Origin of the sequence: Granulicella aggregans (assembly GCF_014203275.1) — a bacterium.
Lineage (GTDB): Bacteria > Acidobacteriota > Terriglobia > Terriglobales > Acidobacteriaceae > Edaphobacter.
The window spans coordinates 1-14,768 of the sequence record NZ_JACHIP010000025.1 but is presented as its reverse complement, the minus strand read 5'-3'; the positions used below and the strand labels follow the sequence as shown (position 1 = coordinate 14,768).

Annotated in this window: 14 protein-coding genes; 11 read left to right on the top strand and 3 right to left on the bottom strand. The window is 56.0% G+C overall.

Annotation, left to right across the window (positions count from 1 at the left end; genetic code table 11):
* The first annotated feature begins 674 nt into the window (after nucleotides 1–674).
* Nucleotides 675–1,031, top strand: coding sequence for a PadR family transcriptional regulator (locus HDF16_RS27340; protein WP_184223667.1), 357 nt, complete (start codon nucleotides 675–677; stop codon nucleotides 1,029–1,031).
* Complete coding sequence (locus HDF16_RS27335) at nucleotides 1,028–3,742, top strand: ABC transporter permease (RefSeq protein ID WP_221313285.1); 2,715 nt, start codon at nucleotides 1,028–1,030, stop codon at nucleotides 3,740–3,742. Before HDF16_RS27340 ends, HDF16_RS27335 begins: the two co-directional genes overlap by 4 nt.
* 177 nt (nucleotides 3,743–3,919) lie before the next feature.
* Here HDF16_RS27335 and HDF16_RS27330 read toward each other — a convergent pair whose 3' ends face one another.
* A complete protein-coding gene (locus HDF16_RS27330) occupies nucleotides 3,920–4,402 on the bottom strand; it encodes a hypothetical protein (protein WP_184223663.1) in 483 nt (160 codons plus the stop codon).
* Between the two features lie 78 nt (nucleotides 4,403–4,480).
* On the opposite strand from HDF16_RS27330, the gene HDF16_RS27325 reads away from it, so the two are divergent.
* The 5 genes from HDF16_RS27325 (at nucleotide 4,481) to HDF16_RS27305 (ending at nucleotide 8,527) form a co-directional block, all read left to right on the top strand.
* The gene (locus tag HDF16_RS27325) at nucleotides 4,481–4,753 is read left to right on the top strand and encodes a hypothetical protein (RefSeq protein WP_221313284.1); all 273 of its coding nucleotides are present in this window, start codon (nucleotides 4,481–4,483) and stop codon (nucleotides 4,751–4,753) included.
* A 951-nt stretch (nucleotides 4,754–5,704) separates the two neighbouring features.
* Nucleotides 5,705–6,343: a GNAT family N-acetyltransferase gene (locus HDF16_RS27320; RefSeq protein WP_221313283.1), complete on the top strand. Its 639-nt coding sequence runs from the start codon at nucleotides 5,705–5,707 to the stop codon at nucleotides 6,341–6,343.
* On the top strand, nucleotides 6,334–6,897 hold the full coding sequence (locus tag HDF16_RS27315) for a GNAT family N-acetyltransferase (protein WP_184223657.1): 564 nt from the start codon (nucleotides 6,334–6,336) through the stop codon (nucleotides 6,895–6,897). The genes HDF16_RS27320 and HDF16_RS27315 overlap by 10 nt, the downstream gene beginning before the upstream one ends.
* Nucleotides 6,890–7,630, top strand: coding sequence for a class I SAM-dependent methyltransferase (locus tag HDF16_RS27310; RefSeq protein WP_184223655.1), 741 nt, complete (start codon nucleotides 6,890–6,892; stop codon nucleotides 7,628–7,630). Before HDF16_RS27315 ends, HDF16_RS27310 begins: the two co-directional genes overlap by 8 nt.
* A gap of 6 nt (nucleotides 7,631–7,636) precedes the next feature.
* Nucleotides 7,637–8,527: a hypothetical protein gene (locus tag HDF16_RS27305; RefSeq protein ID WP_184223653.1), complete on the top strand. Its 891-nt coding sequence runs from the start codon at nucleotides 7,637–7,639 to the stop codon at nucleotides 8,525–8,527.
* A 263-nt stretch (nucleotides 8,528–8,790) separates the two neighbouring features.
* Here HDF16_RS27305 and HDF16_RS27300 read toward each other — a convergent pair whose 3' ends face one another.
* Entirely contained in the window at nucleotides 8,791–9,810 is a 1,020-nt protein-coding gene (locus HDF16_RS27300; protein WP_184223651.1) for a PDDEXK nuclease domain-containing protein, read from the bottom strand.
* A gap of 380 nt (nucleotides 9,811–10,190) precedes the next feature.
* On the bottom strand, nucleotides 10,191–10,904 hold the full coding sequence (locus HDF16_RS27295; protein ID WP_246410307.1) for a tyrosine-type recombinase/integrase: 714 nt from the start codon (nucleotides 10,902–10,904) through the stop codon (nucleotides 10,191–10,193).
* A gap of 436 nt (nucleotides 10,905–11,340) precedes the next feature.
* Here HDF16_RS27295 and HDF16_RS27290 point away from each other — a divergent pair, with 436 nt between their 5' ends.
* The 4 genes from HDF16_RS27290 to HDF16_RS27275 all read left to right on the top strand — a co-directional run bounded on the left by HDF16_RS27290 (nucleotide 11,341) and on the right by HDF16_RS27275 (nucleotide 14,254).
* Nucleotides 11,341–12,471 carry a transposase family protein gene (locus tag HDF16_RS27290; protein ID WP_246410304.1) on the top strand — a complete coding sequence of 377 codons (1,131 nt, stop codon included), beginning with the start codon at nucleotides 11,341–11,343 and terminating at the stop codon, nucleotides 12,469–12,471.
* Nucleotides 12,365–13,366 carry an AAA family ATPase gene (locus tag HDF16_RS27285; protein ID WP_184223648.1) on the top strand — a complete coding sequence of 334 codons (1,002 nt, stop codon included), beginning with the start codon at nucleotides 12,365–12,367 and terminating at the stop codon, nucleotides 13,364–13,366. The genes HDF16_RS27290 and HDF16_RS27285 overlap by 107 nt, the downstream gene beginning before the upstream one ends.
* A 74-nt stretch (nucleotides 13,367–13,440) precedes the next feature.
* On the top strand, nucleotides 13,441–13,644 hold the full coding sequence (locus HDF16_RS27280) for an IS66 family transposase (RefSeq protein WP_184223646.1): 204 nt from the start codon (nucleotides 13,441–13,443) through the stop codon (nucleotides 13,642–13,644).
* 25 nt (nucleotides 13,645–13,669) lie between these two features.
* Nucleotides 13,670–14,254 (top strand): IS66 family transposase, encoded by a 585-nt coding sequence (locus HDF16_RS27275; RefSeq protein ID WP_184223644.1) that lies wholly within the window; start codon nucleotides 13,670–13,672, stop codon nucleotides 14,252–14,254.
* The last annotated feature ends 514 nt before the right edge of the window (nucleotides 14,255–14,768 follow it).

The following is a 14,768-nucleotide window of genomic DNA, read 5'->3' as shown; positions in this document are numbered from 1 at the left end:
GCACCGGGAAATCTGCGCAACACTTCATTGAGAATGGTCCTTGCCAGGCTTACACTCTGACCGGCGGAACAGAGAAGCCGAGGCGTCGGTTGGGCGATTTCTTCTCTCGCTAGCCGAACCGCCACAATGATGGCCGCGGCGATGACGACAGTGGAGACAAACTTCGCGTTGACCCGCGCCTGCTCTTCCCGCGCCTCTCTCCTTGGCATTGTCCCCATGGCCAAAGTATAGGAGAATAAAAAGCGAAACTGCAACAGCGGTCTGTGGAAGACTGCTTTTACACGAGATCGGGATCGTGCGCCCTGTTTAGGACCGCGATGGTCAGTTGGAGGAAGGAAGTATGAGAGCGGAGATTACACAAGAGGAATTGTTCGCTTCTGCAGCCGGCAAAACACAGCCGTCTTTGGTCACCCATCTCTGTGGGTAAACCCCGCAACGCCAAATACATTTCATGCGCTTGCGCATGCTGCAAGGGGACCGATCTATTGGACCAGAGCACTGGTTGCCGGAGGGATCCGGGCAGAACGCTCCGTAATCATGATGCCTGTCTTTGAGTACCGGGAGCCGTCTCGGTAGTACCTCTTGCCCTGCGTTCCCTTTATAACCGAGGGGGGAAACAGATCATGCAAGCCGTAGACACTCTTCCTCCATGGCAGTAGTATGTCTACATCCTCATGACGGAATCTAGTCAATATAAGAATCGTATTGAGCTGCTCCAAGGAACGCTTGACATGCTCGTTCTGCGGGCGCTGTCGCTTGAGGCTAATCACGGATATGGGATTGCACAAATCATCCGCAGCCGATCCGGCGAGGCTTTCGCGGTAGAGACCGGTTCGCTTTATCCTGCCTTGCACCGATTGGAACGACAGAAATGGGTGAAATCGGAGTGGAAGCTGACTGAGAGCAAACAGCGTGCTAAGTACTACCAGCTCACGGCATCGGGCAGAAAGCAGCTCGTCACGGATCATGAACGATGGCTCGAGTTGGTGCGGGCTATTGGAGCAGTCATGGGGGCGGAGGTGGAGGCTTGAGAATCAGACCCTGGCAGCGAGCAAAGCAAGATCTATCCGAAGAGCTCAATTCCCATCTGCGTATGGCCATCGCGGGCCGCATTGCGAACGGGGAGAATCCTACGCAAGCTCGCGCCGCAGCGCTGCGTGAACTCGGCAACGTCCCACTCATCAAGGACGTGACGCGGGAGCAACTGGGATGGGTGTGGCTCGAGAATATGCTCTATGACCTCCGTCATGCCCTACAACAGCTTCGTCGTTCCCCCGCATTCACGGCCACCGCCCTACTTACGCTGGCGCTTGGCATCGGTGCTAACCTTGGCGTCTTTCAATTGCTGTATGCGATCGTTTTGGCTGATCTGCCCGTTCCGCAACCGACCGAAGTCGTGAGGGTGCACGCTGCGCGTAGCCCTTTTGATCAGAGCTGGACCATTTCGTCTCCCGCCTACGAGCGGCTTCGTGCCGCTACCCCTGACACCCCACTCATGGCAACAGCGTACGCGAATGACGCGACGTTTCAGCTGCCCAACCACTCACCGGTCCAGGTCGCCTGCGAGCCTGTTTCTGACAACTACTTCAGCGGGCTTGGTGTCGTTCCGGCAGCGGGACGGTTGTTTGTACAAGCCGACGGACGTATCGGCCAGGATGAGTGGCCTGCGGTCCTTCGTTACGAATTCGCACGCAATACCTTTGGCTCCGCCGCACACGCCGTCGGTCAGCATATTCTTCGAAATAAGAAAGAGTTCCTCGTCGTAGGCGTTGCGCATCGTAGATTCCTGGGCGATGTAACTGGCCGCGCTCCAGACATCTGGTTTCCACTAGCGCTTCAAACCACCGGCGCATTCGCGATTCCGTGGGACTCGCTGGGGCCGGGCCACGATGTATCGCTTGATAAGCCCTGGTATAACCAGCCCACGATCTTCTGGCTTTTTCTCACCGCGCGCATCGCGCCAGAACGCCGCGCCGCAGTGCTCGCACATTGGGATCAGGTCTTTCGCACCGACCGTGAGTTGATGACGGAAGCAACCGCCGACCAAGCTACAAAGACTCAGCTCTTGAGTGTCAAGACAACGTTCGCCCCGCTCAGCGAGAACGGCATGCGAAAGCGATTCATGTCCCCGCTTACGCTACTTATGGCGCTTTCTGCTTCCATTTTTCTTGTCGGGTGCTTGAATCTTGCAAGTCTTCAACTAGCGCGGCTAGATGCGCGATCACATGAACTCGGCATCCGCATGGCGCTCGGTGCAAGTAGGTATCGGCTCATCCGGCAGATTTTTCTTGAGGATGGGCTGGTAGTGGCAATTGGCTCTATTTGCGCATATGCATGTGGCCGCGTTGCCAGCGGCATTCTCATTCGCTGGGTCTCCAATCGCAATGCTGTTTTCACTTTGGACCTACATCCCAATCTTCCCCTCGCGGCGCTGGGCGTGGGTCTCATGCTGGTGTCCTTGATCAGTTTCAGCATCATCCCGGCCCTACTCTTCATTCGCTCAAGCGTTGCACAGACTGCAGGATCAAGCGCGAGAATAGCGGGCAGCGACAAGACGGCGCGCCAACGCCTGCGTTCGAACGTGCTGCTCAGCACCCAGGTAGGCCTCTCGCTGCTCCTTTCCACTATGTCGGCCTGCTTCTCTGCGACGCTCGTGCATTGGGAAACTGTAGACGTTGGCATGGATCGCGAGCATGTCCTGACTGTGCGACCAGACTTCCATCAACCAAAATACACCGATTATCCTGAATTGCTGCCCGCACTTTACAGCCAGATACAGGAGCGCCTGCAAGCACTTCCGGGCGTGCGCAGCGCAGCCGTCGAGATGTGCGGTGGCATTCATTGCGGTTGGATTACAGCACTCTACGTGCAAGGCAGTAGCAATCTGACGGATGGTCAGGTGCATGGGCAGGAAGACCACGTCGGACTCGGCTTCTTCTCGACGTTGGGCATTCCATTTTTGCGAGGTCGCGACTTCTCTTCAAGCGACACGAAGGGAGGGCAGCCCGTGGCGATCGTCAACCGTGCCTACGCTCGTCAACTGTTCGGAGATGCGGACCCGATTGGTCACCTGGTTGGTTATGGGCCGGCACCGGCTGACCACAAGTTCATGATCATAGGTGAAGTGGCTGATGCGCGCGTGAATGGAGCGCAGCGTGAGGAACCGCCGGTTGTTTACATGAACATCAATCAGAATCCTGCACCGGTGAACAGCATTCGGGTGCGGGCTGTGGGTGATCCACGGGCGTTGTCGGAGAGCGTGCGCCGTGCGCTCTCCGACATCGATCCAACTCTAACTGTCGACGAGATCTTGCCTCTATCTGCAGAACTCAACGGAGACCTCGGCACAGAGACCCTCCTCGCACGCCTGGCTGGAATTTATGCGGGCCTCACGCTGCTACTTGTCTCCATCGGGTTCTATGGCGTGATGTCATCCCGCACCAGGCGCCGCAAAAGGGAATTCGGCATACGCCTTGCGCTCGGCGCAACTCGCGGCCACGTTCAGGCACTCATCCTCAGCCAGACCGGGCTAATCCTGCTTGCAGGCGTTCTGCCGGGCGCAGTGATTTCGATCCTCGCGCTCCGCACGGCAAGTCATCTGTTATACGGTTCGGTCAACGCCAATGCTCTCGCCATCATCGTTGCGAGCGTCGTACTCGCATTGGCCGGCACCGTCGCCACGCTTATTCCCGCCCGCCGTGCAGCGTACGCCGATCCGTTAGAAACGCTTCGCGATGAGTAGGCCGTCGCCACAGCATTGCTTCAACAAGTGGAGAAATCGGCTGACCATCCGCTCATACGCCGATTCTGCCTAATTTGCGATAGAAAATCAGGCGTAAAGCCTCTTGGCTTCGCCAAGTCTGAGGATGTTGAGCTGCGTTTCGCTCAGCTCAACCTCTTCACAGCACGTTGGGGTGTTCTACGACCCATACGCGAGTTCCGCCGACCCCTTCAGAGAACCTATTGTGTCCGCATCGAGCCCTGAATGTTCGAGAAGGCGTGTAAACGCCTCGTCATTGTCATAGATCGCTAGGACATGGTCCGATCCGCGAGCCGTCGTGGTGGAAACGCGCAGGGTGCCTTGAATCGTCTTGTTGAACGCCAGCTTGAATAGCATTTTGTCTCTTTCCCGCTCAATTTCAGCGCGGTGTAATGCGTTCGATGTAGCCCATAAGGCCAGACCGGAGATGTTGTCGAAGGTCATCTCTTCACGGTTTGGAAGTCTCAGGGTGACCGCCTGAGTCTTAATCTTCTCATCCAGGTTCGGCTTGGTTGCCAGCAACACAGCCCAGATGCAAAGGCAGCGCGAGTCACACAGATAGATCTCGCCGATGTCGTCGGTGACGACATACGATTCGTCGGGGACTTCGACCATGTCGTACGAGCAAATGCGCCGCTTCATCTTTCCGATTCACATCATAGCTGCCAACCAGGAGTTTGCCTTGCCTCAATCTGTGGCATCACACCGCGCTTGCTTGCAATGGGCTCGCGCGACCGTCAAATACTGAACCCAATCGGACGCGATGCCACGCTGCGCGTCCCCGATCGGTATCTCTCCCGATCGAACTTTCGCGGCGAGGTAATTTTCAACGAGGTCCTTCTGTTTGAAATAGCGCTCGCGGAGCGTGACATCGGCGGGCCCGCACTCCGGCCAGATATTCCCCATCCCATCCGCGCCACCGAGTTCCAACGGGACGAGGTGATCCAGCTCACAGGTCTGATTCTTGCCCGAGTTGTTGTCTGGGCGAGGTAGAGCGTACCAGGCGTAGGTCGCACGTTTTTGAACTTCGCTGCTTTGGCAGTTGCGGATACACCGCGTCCTCCAGGATGGATCGCGTAAAGTCTCAGCGGTGATGCCAGGAACGATACCGCCTGGTGTGCATCGTGGATCCGGTTCAGGGTATCCGCCCCGAAGTCTCGCTTGGCAGCTGCCGTCCGCGGGCCATGTCCACGATGCAAAGTATTGCGAAGCACACGTCACACCGAGACTCGAGCATGCCTCACTCCTCTCTCTTTGATTCTTGGAAGTCCGGTCGGTTCCTGATGTCCCTCGCTCATCGCGCCGCCGATGCTGCTCGACATGCGGCTGTGTCGACTGGTGGACATCGCCGTTCCGCATATCCTTCCAAATCAACGACAGAAAACCGATTCCAAAGACAACAAACAAGATCAGGATCAAAAAGAGAGCAGTAAGCTTCATTGCTTCTATCTTAGAGAACCGTCAATTCAGTGACTGAAATTGCGCAGCTCTAGGGAACTGAGACAAGCGAAGCGAGGGCGGAAGCCTCCTCCCTGATTTCAGCCGGCGCTGCCGTCTTCCATCACCCTCCTCTGCGGGGACACCCCGCAACACCCGACAACCAGCAGCAGCAAGTTCAGAGGCAATCTCCCGCGCCGCCGCGCAAGCGACGTAACCAGACCTGCTGATGGACTCCGTCCCTGGCGCGCGCAAGCTGATGGAAAACACTCCGTGCAGCTCCAGGTACCCGGCCTCCCGCTCGAAGGTTCTGCAAGCGCTGACTTCTGTGCCCATAATTGCGCCGATCCGGGCTTCGATGCGATTCACATACAGGTAGCGTTTCGCTATCGCAACCAAATCCGGCATGAATCTTCAGATCTCGCTGGAGAGCACTTGGATCGTGGGACCATATTTTCCAGCAAAATCTAACAAATTTCGCACTTAAGCCTCGGAAGTCGATGCGTGGTGAATTATCTTGAGCAAAATAGATTTTGTTTGTTCAGGATTCCCTCGCATTTCGAGACTCGATCGACTATGTCTTCTGGCTTCCCGGTTTCCGCTCCAATCATCGTCGAAGATCCTGCAGTGCTCCAGCAGGTCGGACGACTGCGAATTCTCGCGTGGGAGGCCGATGGAGAGTTGCCTTCTTTTGCGCCAAGAGCAGAAGTCTGGATCGATGAACACGACTCTCATGCCGTCAACTGGGTGATCCTCTGCGACGGGCTCCCGATCGCCGCTGCGCGTTTATGCGTACACAAACGTATTTCCGAACTCCCGGATATAGCGAGTCTTATCGGCTATGAGGATTCGCTTGTCCCTCCAGTTGCGGCGTTTACCCGACTGGTTGTCAGCCCTGCGTTCCGAGGGCGAGGTTTGAGTAAGGAACTGGATGGGATGAGACTTGCTGCAGCCCAAGAAGAGGGGTGCCGATCGGCAGTAGTTGTTACACACGTTCCAGCTCGGATGCGCCAGCTCAGGGCAGCCGGGTTCAGAAATCTCGGTGAATCGCACCATCGAACCGTCACCTTTGCTCCCTCCTGTGTTTTCAGTCGAGACATCGGCGGTGTCGAAATGGTGCCAGAGGGAGGCGACACATGGCTGTGAGCCGACCCCTGGCGGCTTCATCAGTTTCCGTGCGCGAGTTGACTACATTGGCGGAAATCCGGGCTGCCCAGCGCCTGCGCTACACCGTCTGGAAGTCCGAGGGAGCGGTCATTCATAACCAAGAGACGGAAACGATCGCGGACTATCACGATGAACACGCTAGCCACTGGGGTGTCTTCGACGGGAGCACGATCGTGGCTGCGGCTAGACTATGCCTCCACGCAAACCTGAATGATGCTCCGGATGGATCGATGTTTGCTCAGGCTGATGTAGCGCTTCCAGTAGCTAGCATGAACCGCCTGGTGGTCCTCAAGACTCATCGCGGGCTCGGAATCGGAGGTCGGCTTGATCTGGTCCGAATCCAAAGAGCGAAAGAGTGGAATGCCAGAACCGTAATCATCGCGCCGGCCTACACTCCTGCGAGAAGGCAATCGCTTGAACGGTTAGGTTTTGATTTCTTGGAAGGTGTGACGGGACATGCTGTTTGGTCTCCGAGCGTCACCATCTGCGCTTGCTATCTTATCCTTGGCTCAACGTGGGACCTCCATGAGTGACGGGCAGATCGTTTACACGCATAACGGGTTCGGGTGGACTTCAACAGTCCCGAACCAGATCACAGTTGCTCTAGTTGAATGGCTCACAACACTAGAGCAGCGAACTCCGGTCGTACTAGATATCGGCGCTGGTCTGGGAGTCGGAACTTTTCCCCTTCTAGAGGTCGGCGCGAAGGTGATCGCACTGGATCTTGAAGCGTCACATCTGGAGTCGATTAGGCAAGAGGCGACACATCGATCGATTGATTGCCGACTGACAACGGTCGTTGGTGAGTTTCCACACTCCCTTCACTTTGCGGGACTGGACGCTATCCATTGCTCCAACGTATTGCATTTCCTGCCCGGCGCTCAGATCGAGGTCGGCGCGGCCAAAATGTATGATTGGCTTCGACCCGGAGGAAAAGTCTTTCTGCAAGTCGGCACCGTATTTGCCGGACACATTAAGCGATTGCTTCCCGTATTTGAAGAACGTAGACGTGCGGGAGTTATATGGGCAGGCGAGACTGGCCGCGCACGCGAGTTCGTTGCCTCAGACTTTCGCGATGCGATCCCAGTCTTCATGAACTACCTCGATGCGGTCCCGCTTTGCGAGACATTCCGGATCGCTGGATTCGACATTGAACGCTCCTTCTACTACACGCGAACGGGTTTGCCTGACATTTTACGCAGTGACGGTCGGGAGCATTTCGGAATAATCGCCACACGGCCATGCAACAACGAAGTTAACAAGTGAGGTTCTATGGCACCGAAAGATGTCGATAAGCTCGGACAAGCCGGTGGGGAATTGATCAGAGCGACGAGCGAGTTCGTCACCCAGGTACGAGCAACAAACACAGGTAGAGCAGCTGATTCATTTTGGTCAAAGAATATTGTCAGTATGGCCGCGACCACGATATCTCTCTTAAGCCTATGCTTAGCAGGCTACAGTTTCGAGAAAGTCCAAGGGACTATCACCGACCCCGACTATAAAGCCGCTCATGTGAACGTGAATGCTCTTTGCGATAGTCCACTATCGGGTCTGACCGCTGGGCAGATTCAAACCCTCAAGCAGACATCCCAAGAAATACGACGAGTCTTAAAACGTGACAGCTCTGCGTTGAGCGATGAAGATGATGCGCGATTGATTCAACATTTGGACTTGCTCGGGCTCACAGACGAAGAGAAGAGAACCATTCTGGCTCTGCCCGATATGACCGTAGCTCAGGATTTCAGCCCCAGTTATTCCTTCGTAATTGCCAGCACCGGCTTCGACCGCTTTATGAAGGAAGAGACAACAGCGGACGCAGACATTGCGGATAAGCTTACCCCCATCTTGGATGCTCTCGCAGGGCCGTCCCTTTCCGCTAAATTGACACCAGACCAAGACGCAGAGATTGATGTCGATGAAGCCACGTTGCTTATAAGACACCTGCCATCACGAAAAGATCTTGTGACAAAGGTGACTCCGGAACAGGTAGGTAAAGCGGAATCCGATCTAAAGCAAGCAGAAACCATCCTGAAACCGTTGCCGGGGGATAAGGACTCTCCAGATCAGAGAGTCCATATCGAGGAACTTAAGAAGCGAATCGGGGATCTGAAAGAAGAGTTGACTAAGAAAACCAGCATCCTGCATACGTCTCACATTCATTAGGAGATCAAACACCAGTCATGGATTCATTCCGCGACACGCAACCCATCTCGGTGAAAGAACTTGCTCTTTACTCGTTAGGGTGCTGTGGTTTTTCCGACAATCCAATTGCTCACTTCGCACAAATGCGCTCAACAGCAACAGTGTATGAGGCCTTTGGAGCAGCTGTGCTGATGACAGTCGTGGTGGACTTTGGAGCAGTAAAGCTATGTATGAGTCGGCCTAGGAGCTGTTGTTCTGACTGACGCCGTAAACCCTTAGAGCGTTCAACTGCCAACTTCGTCGACCGAATCTTCTATGAGCAAGCTCCATTCGTGGAGTTTCTCTTGGAGAAGTGCTTTAGGAATCATTTTTGTTTCATACTGGGCGACGAGCGCCGGCGAGAGATGTCTGCTCATTGCATATTCCACGACTTCATCATCCTTCGTTCTGCACAACAGAACGCCGATGCTAGGATTTTCATGCGACCGTTTTTTATCCCGATCAAGGGCCTCCAGATAGAACGAGAGCTGGCCCATGTGCTCAGGCTGGAATCGACCAGTTTTCAGTTCAAATGCAACAAGACATTGAAGGTCCCGATGGTAGAAAAGCAGATCGAGTTCGAAGTCCTGATTGCCGACCTGGACACGGACCTTTTCTCCGACGAAGGCGAAGCCATCTCCCAGCTCCATCAGAAATTTTCTTAGGTTCAGGAGGAGACCCGCTTGAAGATCCGCCTCACTGTGGGTCTCGGGAAGATCGAGGAAGTCCAGCATATAGCTGTCCTTAAAGACGCCGACTGCGGTTTCCGGCAGAACTCGCGACACTGTTGCGAGTTTCAGATCGGACAACATTGTCCGTTCAAATGCTGAGTTCTTGATCTGTCGGCCGAGTTCACGATGCGACCAGCGCCCGCGGGTCGCAGAAAGCAGGTAGAACTCCTTCTCTTCTTCAGACTTACAGCTGGACAGCAGAAGGAGATGCTTGGACCAGGACAATTCTCGCAACAGTGTTGCGAGTTTTGGGAGGGGTGAATATGTCTCGAAAAACTGCTTCATGCGCCAGAGGTTTGAGGACGAGAATCCCTTGAGGTCCGGAGCCTCGGCAGCGAGCCAGGAGGCCAGATCCGCAACCACACCTTTTCCCCAGCCAGCCTCAGAGACCTTTCGGGAGAGCTGCTCTCCGATCGCCCAATAGGTCTCAATTAGGGCAACATTCACAGCTTCGAAAGCTCGCGACCGTCCAGCCTGAATGATGCCGAGGATCTCTTTGAACTCGTCTGAATGATGTGTGCTCGTTAGCTTCATTTATTCCCTGATCAGATCCTATCTGACGTCGCCCTTGCTATTGGCAGGACGATTCGCGTACAGGTAGCGTTACGCCCCTCTCAGTATCTAGTCGCCATCACCCACTTGAAATGTGTCGTCCGCTTCGCAGGAATGGTGAAGTAAAAGGGCGAGCGGCCGACCGATCGAACCTTCCAGGGAGGGTTGAAATCAGCCTGATAGCCGCATTCCAGACAACAGAGTGCATGGTGAGATTCACCGTAACTCTTGCAAAGCACGTCCAATGGCAGCTTATCGTCTTCTACGAACATAATCAGAAAGCTGCTCCTACCAAGCTTGAGGCCGAACGAAGCGATTCACATACAGGTAGCGAAACACGTACAGATGGTGTTTCGTTAGCTCTACAACCCTAGATTATCGTTGACCGCGATTTCGATCTCCTGCTCGGAGCCGAGGTAGCGCTCCGTCGTCTGGATGGAAGAGTGTCCGAGCAGGAACTTGATCTGTTCGATATTTCCGCCGTTCTTGCGGCAGAGTTTGGCGCAGGTGCGTCGCAGGTCATGCGCCCCGAACCGCTCGATCCCGATCTCATTGGCAGATTGCTCGACCACCGACCAGACGGCCCAGCCGCTCATGCTCCCCTTGACCTTGCCAGCTTTTGTCACGGCCCGGAGCAGCCTGCCGTCTTCCACGCCCGCGGCGGTCATCCAGGCGTTGATTCCCTGCTTCACCCACACCGGAATGGCCACGGTGCGGACCCGGCGCCCTTTTCCTTCGAGATCGGCCAGCACCCACCTCCCTTCCCGCAGCTGGATGGTATCGAGATCGAGCGCGGCCAGCTCCTCCCGACGCAGAGCGCAACCGACCAGGACCGCCAGGATGACGTAATCCCGCTTGCCCTTGAGCGTCGACCGATCGGGAACGGCCAGCAACACCTTCGCCTGCTCCCGAGTCAGCCAGTTTCCAAGCCGGGTTCCCTTCTGCGGGACATTGGGGACCTCGGTCAGAGTAGCGGCCTCTTCCGCACCGATCATGCCGTTCTTGCGGGCCTCGAAGACCATCTTGCGGACGGCGGACAGCCGGACGTTCACTGTCGAAGGGGAGAGAGCGTCCATCGTCGCCCGGTACTCCATCAGGAGACCGCGGGTTAGGGGCCGGCTGGCCAAGAATGTGGTTTGTGGAATTATTCGTCGTAGCTTTTGAGGCGCTATTTGTCGTAGACTTATGGCGGTGCAAACGCTGACGGCAATCTCCGATACCGAACGCAAGCTTGCTCTTGAGCGCTTTCGGCTCCTCGAGCCTCACTTGCAGAACGGCCGGGAACTCCGTTCCGTTTCAGAAGGCTCGGGGGTTTCCTTCCGTACGCTTCAGCGATGGGTAGCGAATTACAAGCGTGACGGACTAGCTGGGCTTGTCCGAAAAGAGCGCACAGACGTCGGTGAACGACGGACCACTTCGCCTCGATTGCGCGAGGCGATTGAGGGGCTGGCTCTCGAGAAACCTCCCCTCCCTCTCAGCTCAGTACATCGCCAGGCGAAGCGGTTTGCAGAGATGATAGGCGAACCTGCTCCAAGCTACTGGATTGTGCGCGACATCGTTCACACTCTGCCGAATGACCTCCGAACTCTTGCACAGCAGGGCTCCCGCAGGTTTGGAGAACTATACGACCTGGTTCATCGTCGTGAGGCATCCAGGCCCAACGCGGTATGGCAAGCGGACCACACTCAACTGGACATCATTTTGCTTCGCGAGGATGGCACCGAGGGCCGGCCTTGGCTGACGGCAGTGATTGACGACTACAGCCGCTCTGTTGCTGGGTATTTTCTCGGTTTTGACGCTCCTTCGTCGCTTCGCACCTCGCTCGCAATGAGACAAGCAATCTGGAGAAAATCCGATCCCCACTGGCAGGTATGCGGCATTCCCGATGTCCTCTATGTCGACAATGGGGCCGACTTCGTCTCCAAACACCTTGAGCAGGTCGCTGTCGATTTGAAAATGAGGCTGGTCTTCTCGACGCCGGGCAAGCCGCAGGGCCGCGGCAAGATTGAACGCTTCTTTCGCACCGTAAACGAAATGTTCCTCTGCGACTTGGAAGGCTATACGCGCAGAGGGCGTCGCAAACCGACGCTCACTATCGACCAACTGGAACAGTCTTTCCGCACATTCCTCATTGAGGTATACCAACGAACACCAGCAGCAGACGCGGAGCTTGCGCCGGCAGTTCGATGGGAAGAGGGCGGATTCTTACCTCGCGTACCAGCCTCATTAGAACAGCTCGATCTGTTGCTGATTGAGGAGGTCCGACCCCGGAGAGTTCGCCGCGATGGCATTCACTTCCAGGGCTTTCGCTACATCTCTCTGACTCTTGCCGCCTACGTGGGAGAAGACGTGACGGTTCGCTTCGATCCTCGCGATATGGCTGAGATCCGAGTCTTCTTCAAGGACCGCTTCCTTTGCCGAGCAATCTCCGCAGAGATTGCAGGGGAGACGGTTGCGCTCCGCGACATCGTTCGAGTTCGCAATAGCCGCCGTCGTGAACTGAAGAGCATTCTGGACAGCAGGCAGAAGACTGTCGATGCACTTCTTCAACTCAAGAAAGGGCAAGGTATTGAGCGAACACGGATCAGTGAGCCCGTCGCAACAACCCCAACAAGCAGAATCAAGCGCTACAGAAACGAGTGAGACAAGCTTCGTCGAGACTTCGGAACACCGCAGGTTCGTCGAATTCTGCGACGCCTGCAGGGCGTATCGGTATATCGGCTTGTGCTACGGCCCTCCTGGTGTCGGCAAGACGCTTTCTGCTCGCCGGTACAGCCGGGCAGATTCTCTGGATCGTTATGATCGATGGGATGAAGAAACGATGCCGTCAGTGATCTTCGACACGGTCTTATACACCGCAGAGGTCATCAACACACCCTCCAGAGTCGCGATGGACTTGAGCAGAGCAAGAGAGAGATTGACTGGCATTGCCGTGCGGCCGATTGAGCGGAAGGCTGAGGCTGTACTCGAAGAGATTAGGCTGCGCGACGAAGCACGCCGTCGCGAGATTCTAGAAAAACCAGGATGCTCGCCGGAGAATCGTCCGGCAGTGGACCCTGCCTACTTCCAGACTTACCAGTTCTATCAAGCTCGCAAAAAGGATGTCTCAGACCCGACTTCCCTCATCGTGGTCGATGAGGCTGACAGACTGCAGATGAACAGTCTTGAGCAGGTCCGATCGATCTTCGATAGCGGCGGCATGATCTTGATCGGGATGCCAGGTATAGAGAAGCGAATTGCTCGCTTTCCGCAGCTCTACTCGCGGATCGGCTTTGTACACGAGTTCCGTCCTTTAGGGTCTGCTGAGGTCCAGGATCTTCTCGAACAGCGCTGGGCTCCGCCCGGCGTGACCTTGCCACGTGCGGCATTTACCCCCGAAGTCGTTGCCCGACTCATTCGTATGACCAGCGGCAACCTGCGACTCCTCACACGGCTTCTGACCCAGATCGAACGCGTCCTTACGGTCAACGACGCTGATGTCATCTCGGTCGAGATCGTTGAAGCCGCCAGGGACAGCCTTGTGATCGGTCAGGCCTGAGGTATTGCCGCATACGACAGATACCGCCTCAAACTCTACGACAAATAAGTCCTCACCCTACATGCAAGGCCTGCGTGGAGAGCACGGTCATCGCCGCGCCGCTCGCCGACGCGATCATCCCGAAGAGCCTGGTCTCGGACCGTGTAGTCATCGACACGGTGCTCAACAAGCATGTCGCGCATCTTCCGCTCTATCGCCAGAGCGTGTTGCTCGAACGCGACACGGGCCTTGAAATAAGCCGCGACACCATGGACGGTTGGGTTGATGCGGGTCGGTGAGTTACTCACTCCTCTTGTAAGTTGCATGCGAAAGGAGTTACTCGCGGGCACTTATATCCAGGCCGACGAGACGCCGGTCGCCGTTCAGAAGCACGATGGCAGCGGCACCAACCATCAGGCCTATCTCTGGCAGTACGGCACGCCCGGCGGCGCGGTTGTCTTCGACTTCCGCATGGGCCGCGCCCGCGAGGGCCCGAAGGCCTTCCTGGATCTGTATCAAGGCTTGTTACAAACTGATGGCTACGCTGCCTATGACGGTGTCGGCGGTCCCGGCATGGTCCACGCCGCGTGCTGGAGCCATGCGCGAAGAAAGTTCACCGACGCTCTCAAGCTCAACCCAAAGGACGCCACTGCCGCCCGTCGCTTCCAACACAATCCGCTGAGGGCAGAGCTTCTTCAGCTTTCGCGTCAGTGCCTTTATGGTTGCCTTGCCATTCTCGACCGACCAGGTCTCATCTCCTGGCCGAACCGCCACGTCCAACCTTCCCTTGGAAACGTCAACACTAACCCATACCTCGTTCATGGAGTGCCTCGCGCGCGTGATGTCCACCCCGTACTCGCGCTTGCCGGATACGGGCTCAACACGGCCCAGGCATTCATTCGAGCTTGAGGCAGCATGTGTGGCGACCCACAGCTAAGCTCGGTCTTCGAAGACCTGTGTACGAACGATCAGCCACAAATTCAAAATACAAGCGTACGATTTTTGACGTTTGGTGTAGATACCCCTTATCGGTAGAGGTTGTCGAAACAGCTCGCGAAAACCTCGTCGTCGGACAAGCCTGACACGCCTCCCGATCCCGGGCGGTTGTGCCAATAAATTAGCACAGAAGTTCGCCAAATAAAAAGTCAAGTAGGCATCGAGACTAACGGGGGCATTGGGGTAGCTCTTGTCACGCGGCACTCGTTTCAGGATCAGTATGCTCCCTTTCCTCTCAATACCGCCGGTAGCGTACGAATCAGGATTTGGAAATCCAGAGCGGCACTCCATCGGATGGCATACTCGGCGTCGAGGCGGACTCGTTCCGCGTAACTAGGGCGTGTTCACGCTATCTGAGTGCTTCGACGATGAGTGCGAAGTGGAGGAAGCCGATAAACAGCACGTCGAGTTTCTCGAACCGGGAGAA

Coding starts and splice junctions, on each gene's coding strand:
- HDF16_RS27340 (WP_184223667.1), top strand. CDS start 675: ATGACGGAATCTAGTCAATATAAGAATCGTATTGAGCTGCTCCAAGGA.
- HDF16_RS27330 (WP_184223663.1), bottom strand. CDS start 4,402: ATGAAGCGGCGCATTTGCTCGTACGACATGGTCGAAGTCCCCGACGAA.
- HDF16_RS27325 (WP_221313284.1), top strand. CDS start 4,481: ATGGGCTCGCGCGACCGTCAAATACTGAACCCAATCGGACGCGATGCC.
- HDF16_RS27315 (WP_184223657.1), top strand. CDS start 6,334: ATGGCTGTGAGCCGACCCCTGGCGGCTTCATCAGTTTCCGTGCGCGAG.
- HDF16_RS27310 (WP_184223655.1), top strand. CDS start 6,890: ATGAGTGACGGGCAGATCGTTTACACGCATAACGGGTTCGGGTGGACT.
- HDF16_RS27305 (WP_184223653.1), top strand. CDS start 7,637: ATGGCACCGAAAGATGTCGATAAGCTCGGACAAGCCGGTGGGGAATTG.
- HDF16_RS27300 (WP_184223651.1), bottom strand. CDS start 9,810: ATGAAGCTAACGAGCACACATCATTCAGACGAGTTCAAAGAGATCCTC.
- HDF16_RS27295 (WP_246410307.1), bottom strand. CDS start 10,904: ATGGACGCTCTCTCCCCTTCGACAGTGAACGTCCGGCTGTCCGCCGTC.
- HDF16_RS27290 (WP_246410304.1), top strand. CDS start 11,341: ATGATAGGCGAACCTGCTCCAAGCTACTGGATTGTGCGCGACATCGTT.
- HDF16_RS27285 (WP_184223648.1), top strand. CDS start 12,365: ATGCACTTCTTCAACTCAAGAAAGGGCAAGGTATTGAGCGAACACGGA.
- HDF16_RS27275 (WP_184223644.1), top strand. CDS start 13,670: ATGCGAAAGGAGTTACTCGCGGGCACTTATATCCAGGCCGACGAGACG.